9 protein-coding genes and 1 pseudogene are annotated in these 9,014 nt (G+C 41.8%); 2 read left to right on the top strand and 8 right to left on the bottom strand.

The features are described 5' to 3' along the window. Positions 1 to 221 (bottom strand): annotated as a pseudogene (locus AC1DO4_RS26445) (glucosamine-6-phosphate deaminase); the annotation flags it as partial. 102 nt (positions 222 to 323) lie between these two features. On the opposite strand from AC1DO4_RS26445, the gene AC1DO4_RS26440 reads away from it, so the two are divergent. After that, positions 324 to 1,511 carry an anhydro-N-acetylmuramic acid kinase gene (locus AC1DO4_RS26440; RefSeq protein ID WP_477420764.1) on the top strand — a complete coding sequence of 396 codons (1,188 nt, stop codon included), beginning with the start codon at positions 324 to 326 and terminating at the stop codon, positions 1,509 to 1,511. A gap of 46 nt (positions 1,512 to 1,557) precedes the next feature. After that, a complete protein-coding gene (locus tag AC1DO4_RS26435; RefSeq protein ID WP_477420763.1) occupies positions 1,558 to 3,063 on the top strand; it encodes an NAD(P)H-hydrate dehydratase in 1,506 nt (501 codons plus the stop codon). Between the two features lie 342 nt (positions 3,064 to 3,405). Here the strand turns inward: AC1DO4_RS26435 and AC1DO4_RS26430 are convergent, their stop codons facing one another. The 7 genes from AC1DO4_RS26430 to AC1DO4_RS26400 all read right to left on the bottom strand — a co-directional run bounded on the left by AC1DO4_RS26430 (position 3,406) and on the right by AC1DO4_RS26400 (position 8,892). Then, positions 3,406 to 4,275 carry an anti-sigma factor gene (locus tag AC1DO4_RS26430; protein ID WP_477420762.1) on the bottom strand — a complete coding sequence of 290 codons (870 nt, stop codon included), beginning with the start codon at positions 4,273 to 4,275 and terminating at the stop codon, positions 3,406 to 3,408. Positions 4,276 to 4,277: 2 nt separating this feature from the next. After that, positions 4,278 to 4,829 carry an RNA polymerase sigma factor gene (locus AC1DO4_RS26425; RefSeq protein WP_477420761.1) on the bottom strand — a complete coding sequence of 184 codons (552 nt, stop codon included), beginning with the start codon at positions 4,827 to 4,829 and terminating at the stop codon, positions 4,278 to 4,280. A gap of 25 nt (positions 4,830 to 4,854) precedes the next feature. Then, a complete protein-coding gene (gene lipA / locus AC1DO4_RS26420) occupies positions 4,855 to 5,736 on the bottom strand; it encodes a lipoyl synthase (protein WP_477406742.1) in 882 nt (293 codons plus the stop codon). Positions 5,737 to 6,133: 397 nt separating this feature from the next. Then, positions 6,134 to 6,460, bottom strand: coding sequence for a bacillithiol system redox-active protein YtxJ (gene ytxJ, locus AC1DO4_RS26415; protein ID WP_477420760.1), 327 nt, complete (start codon positions 6,458 to 6,460; stop codon positions 6,134 to 6,136). 368 nt (positions 6,461 to 6,828) lie between these two features. Then, complete coding sequence (gene ribH, locus AC1DO4_RS26410; protein ID WP_477420759.1) at positions 6,829 to 7,323, bottom strand: 6,7-dimethyl-8-ribityllumazine synthase; 495 nt, start codon at positions 7,321 to 7,323, stop codon at positions 6,829 to 6,831. 248 nt (positions 7,324 to 7,571) lie between these two features. Continuing rightward, on the bottom strand, positions 7,572 to 8,249 hold the full coding sequence (locus tag AC1DO4_RS26405; protein WP_477406748.1) for a tetratricopeptide repeat protein: 678 nt from the start codon (positions 8,247 to 8,249) through the stop codon (positions 7,572 to 7,574). A 397-nt stretch (positions 8,250 to 8,646) separates the two neighbouring features. Next, a complete protein-coding gene (locus AC1DO4_RS26400; protein ID WP_477420758.1) occupies positions 8,647 to 8,892 on the bottom strand; it encodes a 4a-hydroxytetrahydrobiopterin dehydratase in 246 nt (81 codons plus the stop codon). Between the last annotated feature and the right edge of the window lie 122 nt (positions 8,893 to 9,014).

Below are 9,014 nucleotides of genomic sequence, written 5' to 3'. Positions count from 1 at the left end.
AAACCATCTTCCTTGTGCAGGCGCACCAGTTCGGCATAAACCCCGATGGGGGTAACACCGGTAGCCAAACCAAGCACGGCTTTTTCGCCTTTGCTTTGTTTGTCGCGGATTAGCTTTGCTATCCGGCCAGCTACCGCAATTGAAGCTTCCTGCTGGTTGCTATAAACACTTACCGGCAGTTTCTCATACCGTGTCTCTTCCAATAAATTTAATCGGGCCATAGGATGGGATGAATTTGATTGAAAACAAATATATCAGATATTTACTTAGTGTACCCATTATTTTAACTTTTGTAAACGCCCAACAAATAGTAATTTAACCGGATGTTACCTTTAAACCAAAATCTGCAAAAACTTTTTGATATCGCCCGCAAACCGGCTAAAACAGGTATCGGTTTAATGTCGGGTACCTCACTCGATGGGTTGGATATTGCCTTATGCAGGTTTACAGGTAACGGGCTGCAAACCCGGTTTGAGCTGATGCATTTTACCACCATACCATATCCGGAAAGTTTTAAAACCGAGGTACAGCAAATATTTGCCCGCAAAACAGTCGACCTGGAAAAGCTGACTTTACTGAATGCCTTTATTGGTAATTATCACGCCGAACTGGTGCTGCAGGCACTTTCAAAATGGGGGATAGCGCCGGATACGGTTGATTTTATAGCCAGCCATGGACAAACCATTTACCATGCCCCAAAAAGATTACATAAGCAAGCAGATTACGCTAACGCTACCCTGCAAATTGGCGATGGCGACCACATGGGTGTAAAAACCGGGATACTGACAATCAGCGATTTCAGACAAAAACACATAGCCGCAGGCGGTGAAGGCGCACCGTTGGCATTATATGGCGATGTGCTATTAGGTAGTAAATCCGGGGAAGACAGGATCTTGCTCAATATTGGTGGCATTGCCAATTTAACCTATTTGCCGGCTGATGGCGATGCTGCAAAGGTATTGTGCACCGATATTGGGCCGGGTAATACATTGATAGATGCTGCCTGCCGCAAGTATTTTAATAAGGCTTATGATGAGGATTCAAACATTGCCAATAACGGTAAAGTAAATAACGAGCTACTTGGCGCTTTACTTAGTCATTCATTTTTTGAAGAACAGGCCCCAAAAACTACCGGGCCAGAATTGTTTAATTTAACATTTGTTGAAAACGCGCAAATGCAATCGGGGACCAGGGATATTTCAAATGAAGACCTGGTAGCTACTTTGAGTGAATTTACGGCTACATCAATCATCAATTTTATTAAGGCTAGTATTATAGCGGATGATTTGAAAATATTTATAAGCGGCGGCGGCGCAAGAAACCCTTTTATAGCAGCTCGTTTGAAGCAGGCTTTTGCAGACATTGATGATACCGGCAGTTTAGGGATTGATCCTGATGCAAAGGAGGCTATCCTGTTTGCCTTGCTGGGTAACGAGACTTTGAGTGGRGAGCCTATTGCTATTGGCAATAATCCAAAGGTTTTAATGGGGAAGCTTAGTTTTGCGGTTTGATAATATTGGGTAAAACAAAACATATAATTCCTTACTTTAGAAGTATATGCTGCCTCTACTCATTTCTGAACAAATACGCAGGGCTGATGCGTTTACCATTGCCAATGAGCCTATCACTTCTATCGATCTGATGGAACGGGCCTCTAAGGCGTTTGTGGGCTGGTTCATCAATCATTTTCCTGATAAGGATAAATCCATATCCTTTTATTGCGGTACCAGTAATAATGGTGGCGATGGATTGGCAATAGCACGCTTGTTGAAGGAACATCATTATAAATGCATAAATGTTAATATTGCCCGCTTCAGTAATAAGCAATCGGATGATTTTGCTGCTAACCTGGCCAAGTTACAGCAAACCGGCATCTCCATTACAGAAATAAAAGCCGGAGATGAAATACCTCCCGAAAGCGGCGCCATAATTATCGATGCCTTATTGGGTACAGGATTAAATAAACCCCTTTGGGGAGACTATGAGCGGCTGGTAAAGTATATTAATGATTTAAATAGAACAATAGTTGCAGTTGATGTACCTACAGGATTTTTTTCGGAAGGTGAGAATGATCCAGATGCGGTAGTTATTAAAGCCGACCTGGTGATCACTTTTCAGCAGCCCCGGATCAATTTTCTATTGCCCGAATCGGCATTGTACATCACTTGCTGGGAGGTTGTGAATATTGGCATTAATGAAAAATTTGTACTGGGCCTAAACTCTTCCTATCAGTTTATGGAAGAAAAAGACATTCGCGGGATGTTGAAACCCCGACACCGGTTCAGTAATAAGGGTACTTTCGGCCACAACCTGATTATTGCCGGGCAGGCAAAAACGATGGGAGCTGCATTGCTTAGCGCTTCGGCCAGTGCTTATGCCGGTGCGGGGTTAACAACAGCGTGTATTCCCGGAAGTGGTTTAATTGCCTTGAATAGCTATCTGCCAGAAATCATGGCTATCATTCGTAACGAAGATGAGCAACCCGAAATTGAGTGGGATAAATTTAATGCCATAGCCATTGGTCCGGGGTTAGGGAAAGGCGACGATGCAATTAAATTGTTAAATACCACTATCAAAAACTATAAAAAGCCGCTGGTTATTGATGCCGACGCGCTTAATTTACTTTCGGATCATAAGGGATTATTGAAAGAGTTGCCCGCCGGTAGTATTTTAACTCCGCATATGAAGGAGTTCGATCGTTTATTTGGCGAACATAAAAGCTGGTGGAAAAGATTGCAAACCGGCATGGAACAGGCAAAAGAGTTGAATATTTACATCATATTAAAAAACGACTATACCATCACAATTTCGCCCGATGGCAGATGCTATTTTAACCCCACAGGGAATGCCGCAATGGCTTCTGGAGGGATGGGTGATGTGCTTACGGGGATTATTGCAGCTATGCTGGCTCAAAAATATTCCTCCTTAGAAGCTTGTTTGATAGGGACATACGTGCATGGTAAAGCAGGCGATGAACTTGCTTTGCCAAACCGCCTTAATGTTGTTTTGCCGGGGAAGCTGGCAGCTCAACTGCCGGTTACTATGGCAAAATTAATGGCATAAAAAAAGGGATGCAAGTATCATACATCCCTTTTTGATTAACTATTAACTGATCTTATAAAGAACAAAATACTCAAGTTTATGAGTTAGATATATCACTTCAATTTTCGTTACTTCACAGGCTCTGTTTAATCTAACTGGTTATAAGACGTCCGAAGCATCCTAATAGTTACAAAAAAACGAATAAATGGTTTAGCTTATTGTGAAATAACTGTTAAATAATTAACAAAATGCATATTTCTTTAACAAACAGCATAAAAATAGTTTGTACCAGGGTGCAAAAGGCATGTTTTGCAAAAGCCGCCATGCCTTATTTTAATATACGGGAAAGGATGAGAGGGTATCTTAGTATTTACCAAGAACCATCATTTGGCCCATTGTTGGGTTAATACTACCGCCTCGCGGTTCCAATGTTACGGCAAAAGCATCGGCAAAGGCAATGGGTTTCATCTCCTTAATATCGGTAACGGTATCTCTTGCAGCATCAAACACACCAAGGTTAACCGGCTTGCCGCCAACCAACGCCCAAAGCTGGTATTGATGTTCTTTATCATTCTCTGGCATTTTCATATTTGCCATGTCGATAACTACTTTTTTCTGCCCGGAACTAAAGGCAACCGTTACTAAAGATGAGGGGGTTTTTGCTGTGCCTTTCAGGTGGATCAGCTTGTATGAAGTATCACGAAAAACAGTTAGCTCCTTATTCATGAGGTTAACCCTATTGGCAAAATGCTGTTTATCCTGTTGCATTGCAACTAACTGATTATTGGAATCCTGCAATTTTCCATAAATGCTTACCAATGCAATGGTGCTGGCTATTAATAAGGTAAAGCTTGCTGCAAAGGCATATTTGTAATAGTTGTTTTCCTTAGGCGAAGGTAAGTTTGCAATATTATCTTCCTGGTCGATATTATCTTCTTCTTCGTCCTCTTCAGTTTCAATTTCTTCGTGATGCGGGGCGGCGGCAAAATTTCTATCATCGCCAAAATTAGTAAGCAGGCTGCCTAAAACCCTGCCGCGTAAATTTTCTGAAGGCTCAACCTGATGTTCTTTTGCATACAACTCCATTGAATGCGCTATGCTATCCAGTTCTGTTTTTATTTCCGGGTATTTTGAAGCCATCTTTTCCACCTGTCGTTGTTCGACGGGAGTTACATCCCCCAACACATAAAGCTCCAGTATGCCCGATTTTATATATGCTTGTATATCTTCCACTTTCAATTAAAATATTTTCTGAGCTCTTGTATGCCCATTCTTAACCTGGTTTTAATGGTTCCAAGCGGTATGCCCAGCTCATCGGCAGCCTCCACATGGGTGTAACCTTTAAAATAAACCAAGTCGATAATCGATTTTTGCTCAGGTTTTAGTACCTGTACCAGGTCTTTAACACCTATCAATTCAGGCTTGTAAGCGGTGCTCTTATATTGGTCTATGAAAGTTACGTTATTTTCAATCTCCTGGTTTTTATTTTGATTCTTAAAATCTTTTGATCTGATCTTATCTATTGCAAGGTTGCGTGCAATATTAACCATCCAGGTAAATAAACGACCTTTTTCGGCACTATAGCTCGAAAAGGAATGCCAGATTTTTACGAACGTTTCCTGCAAAACATCTTCTGCTATTGGGGTATTGGTAACAATGCGGGAAATAACACCATACAGCGATGGCGAATACATATCATAGAGTGCTTCAATCGCGATCTTCTCATGATTTCTTAATGCACGTACCAGTTCTTCTTCCGAAAGCGATATCTTGTGTTTCTTACTCAACCTGGTTAATGTATAAAGGGATTAATTACAAATCAAACAGATGCTTTTCTGCATGATAGGATGAGCGCACCAATGGTCCGCTTTCCACGTATTTAAAACCTTTATTAAGGCCAATTTGTTTTAAATGAGCAAATTGATCTGGATGGATCCAGTCGAGTACAGGGTGGTGATTACGTGTTGGCTGTAAATACTGCCCCAGGGTTAGTATGTGTACGCCAGCAGTTAACAGGTCGTCCATGGCTTCTAAAATATCCTCCTCAGTTTCGCCCAGGCCAAGCATGATGCCCGATTTTGTACGTAATCCGGCTTCCGATACATGTTTTAAACACTCCAGGCTGCGATCATATTTTGCCTGAATGCGCACCTCTTTTGTTAGGCGCCTTACAGTTTCAAGGTTGTGGGATACTACCTCGGGCCTGGTTTCCAAAACACGGGCAAGGTTATCCCAGTTGCCCCTGAAATCGGGCAGCAAGGTTTCTAAAGTAGTTTCGGGGCTTTCACGGCGGATGGCATTTATGGTTTCGGCCCAGATGATAGAGCCGCCGTCTTTAAGGTCGTCGCGGTCAACAGAGGTGATAACGCAGTGCTTTACCTGCATTAGCTTTACCGAGGTAGCTACACGGTTAGGCTCGTCAACGTCAACAGCTAAAGGCCTGCCGGTTGCTACGGCGCAAAATGAGCATGAGCGGGTACAAATATTACCCAATATCATAAAAGTAGCTGTACCGGCACCCCAGCACTCGCCCATGTTAGGGCAATTACCACTCTCGCAAATAGTGTGCAGCTTATGTTCATCAACCAAACCGCGCACATGTGCATATTCTTTTCCAATTGGAAGCTTTACCCTCAGCCAGTCTGGCTTACGCTGTACCTGGCTTACTGCGGGAACTACCGGCAATTCAATCATGTTACAAATGTAGTTAAAAACAGTATAACCAATTATAGGGTAATGCTTAGGTTGTAATTATTATTACAGTAAATTGATGTGCAGTTTTCAAATTAACCTTGTTGAGGGCTTCGCCGTTTCAGAGGCGCAGATTTTTGGCCTTCAGTTTTTTATGACACTGTTCGGGTGTTCGGGACGAACGTGTAATGTATTGAATGTCAATTTGATAGGTTTTGATCCTGTGTTTAGTTTGTTGATTATGAGGGCGTTGCGTATTTGAACATTGCTCTCTTAACACTACCCTGTCGGCGCCCTTTCATAACTTTGACACGCACCAAATTAATGCCGTTGTGCTACCGCAGGGCTACTTTATACACACCTATACCCGAAGAACTACGGCAACTGATAAAATTTTAACCTAAAATACACTTAATGCTTCCTCAACCGAAATGCCGCCATGCGACTGATCGAGCACACACTCGCCATCTTTGATAAGTATTAATTGCGGCGACTCATGGTGTACCTGGAAAAGCTGTGCCACCATACCCGATAGTTCGCGGTACTTGATGAGGTCTAAAAAATAGAGGGGCATATCTTCGGGGAGGTCTTCCCAATCCAGTTCGAAGCGTCTTTTTGCCATCATACTGATGGAGCAACGTGTACTATGTTTAAAAATCAGGCTATAGCCTTGATTTTGTTTGATCTCGTTAAGCTGATCTGCCGATTCAAGCGGTATCCAGTTCATAAAAATAATATATAGTAAAAGAATCAGGAACCGGGAGTTAGGAATCAAGACAATTCATCATAGCGAAACGAAATTAATCCGGCTATGCCTGGCGCATCAGCTTAAATAAGCCAAAACCTTTTTGTCTTAATATCGTGATTCTTAGCCCCTGGCTCCAAATCAAAACGTAATTATAACACAAAAACCGGTATTGGTTTTCAGGAGATTACAAAAATGACATTTGCCTGTTAACGGCCAGACCTTGGATATGATCCGTAAGCAGGGCATAATTTATTGGAGCATGATGATATGCTGCCAATAGTTAGCGCTATAATAGCTATGTAAATTAATTTTTTCATCGTTTTAACACTATAATGGTTTAACGCAGATCAGCTATTTAATGTTTCGGCAAGTGCTGCCATTTTTATGGCAGTAATTGCAGCTTCATCGCCTTTATTGCCATGTTTGCCGCCTGCGCGGTCAATGGCTTGTTGTTGGTTATCTGTTGTTAGTACCCCAAATATAACAGGTTTTGAATATTTTATGGCAACATTACTTACGCCATTTGCTACCGCGTTGCAAATAAAATCAAAATGTCGGGTTTCGCCCTGTATTACGCATCCTAAACATATCACGGCATCCAGTTTACCGGTATTCAACAGCAGGTCGGCGCCTGATGTTAATTCAAAACTGCCAGGCACAGTGTGCGTGAAAATATTTTCGGGCAGGGCGCCATTGGCAACCAGGCTATTATAAGCACCCCGGTAAAGGGCGCCGGTGATCTCGGCATTCCACTCAGCTACGGCAATGCCAAACCGGTACGCTGCGGCAGATGGGATCTCGGTATTTGAAAAATCTGAAAGGTTTTTTAATTGAGTAGCCATTATATGGTTGTAATGTTTGATGGTTGTAAAGTTACAAAGTTGTATTGTTTGAAGGTTGTAAAATTACAAAGTTGTAAAGTTTGAAAGTTGCAAAGTTACAAAGTTGTAAAGTTTGAAGGCTGTAAAGTTACAATGTTGTAAAGTTTGAAGGTTGTAAAGTCACAATGTTTAAACTTTACAACCTTTCAACAAATTAAAAAGGTTGCAACGCTCCAAGAACATTACAACCTTTCAACTTTTAAACAAAATTAAAGCTTCGCTTCGGCGCGGGCAATATATTCGTCGATATTTTGTGCTTCGGCGCTTTCAGGATATTCTGTTTTTATCCTTTTGTATGCTTCACCGGCAGATTTATTGTCTTTTGTTTCTTCATAAACAAGGCCCAGCTTTTTTAAATAAAGTGGCGATAAAAACTTATTTTTTGCTTTATCAACAGCCTTGCTAAAATAGGTTGCAGCTTTTTCGTAGTCTTTTAACTCTACATAGGCATCGCCCGTGCTGCCAAAAGCTTCGGCGGCCACCATGCTGTCGTCGCCGCGGTAGTTATCTAAGTTTTCAATGGCTTTACGGTATTCGCCTTTGTTTAAATAAGCGGTACCTAAATAAAAATAAGCAAGGTTGGCAGCTTTGGTGTTACTGTAATCGCTGATGATCTTTTTAAAGCCGGGGTAGCTGGCATCACCATTAATGGCTTTGTCCCAATCCTTTTTGGCCCAAAAATCCTGCGCTACGTACATTTGATTAGCCGCAGTAACTTCGCGCGGACCTAAATACACTTTCAGGTATAAAAAATAGATTGCGATGAGCGCAATAACGGCTCCACCGATAAATAATAAGCTTTTTTGATTCTCGCGCACGAAATTGCCGCCTTGTCCTGGATTGGGGTCTGGTGCTGCAACTTTGGTATTCGCCTGGTTTTTTGACATTGTTATAACAAAATTAAGTTTGCAAAGTTACGGTTTTCAAAATTTCTGGCAATAGCTTTTGTGTTAATTCTTTAGGGGATGTTTTTTTGGGGTGATTGCGGGTGTTTTGGTGGGTGGAGTAGTTTATGACAGATGTGTACAAAAAAACCTTTTGTCACCCTGAACGTAGTGAAGGATCTATTACGCGTCATGCCTATTCGCCCTGTACAGTAGGTGAATAGATCCTTCGTGCCTACCTATAACAAGTTGTAGATTCCCAGACTTACGAAGTTTTTGAAACTTCGTAAGTCTTCCGCTGAAAAGAGCCTGTCTCCCTTCGACAGGCTCACCATGACAGTCTTTTTTTTAAAACATCATTTCCCCTGCTTTATATCTTCCGAACAACAATAGCGAAAACTCAAACCGCAACACTTCCCAGAAATTTATCAATGGAGGCGGCTAATGATCTATCCTTATCGGTTACAATATCACCCTGATCGTGGGTCGAGAGCCAAATTTCGACTTTATTCCATTCATTTTTCCAGGTGGGGTGGTGATTCGCGGATTCGGCCAGCAAAGCCACACGGGTCATAAAAGAAAATGCTTCCGAAAAGTCTTTAAATTTAAACGCTCTGTAAAGCTTATTATCAATTTCCTGCCACATGGTTTTTATTTACCTCCTTTTGGTTAACAGAGGAATTGGCAACATGTTTTACTAATAACTGGCAGACAGTTATTTTACTTGCCTGGGTTCTAACCTCCTCCTACTGTCGTGTCAACCTTGAA

The organism is Mucilaginibacter sp. P5_A6 (assembly GCF_056400585.1).
Note: the sequence above shows the minus strand (reverse complement) of the source record. Positions and strands in the feature narration are given on the sequence as shown.

What these genes read in the sequence shown, in the direction of transcription:
- AC1DO4_RS26435 (WP_477420763.1), top strand. Translation starts at nt 1,558, where the DNA reads ATGCTGCCTCTACTCATTTCTGAACAAATACGCAGGGCTGATGCGTTT.
- lipA (WP_477406742.1), bottom strand. Translation starts at nt 5,736, where the DNA reads ATGATTGAATTGCCGGTAGTTCCCGCAGTAAGCCAGGTACAGCGTAAG.
- ytxJ (WP_477420760.1), bottom strand. Translation starts at nt 6,460, where the DNA reads ATGAACTGGATACCGCTTGAATCGGCAGATCAGCTTAACGAGATCAAA.
- ribH (WP_477420759.1), bottom strand. Translation starts at nt 7,323, where the DNA reads ATGGCTACTCAATTAAAAAACCTTTCAGATTTTTCAAATACCGAGATC.
- AC1DO4_RS26405 (WP_477406748.1), bottom strand. Translation starts at nt 8,249, where the DNA reads ATGTCAAAAAACCAGGCGAATACCAAAGTTGCAGCACCAGACCCCAAT.
- AC1DO4_RS26400 (WP_477420758.1), bottom strand. Translation starts at nt 8,892, where the DNA reads ATGTGGCAGGAAATTGATAATAAGCTTTACAGAGCGTTTAAATTTAAA.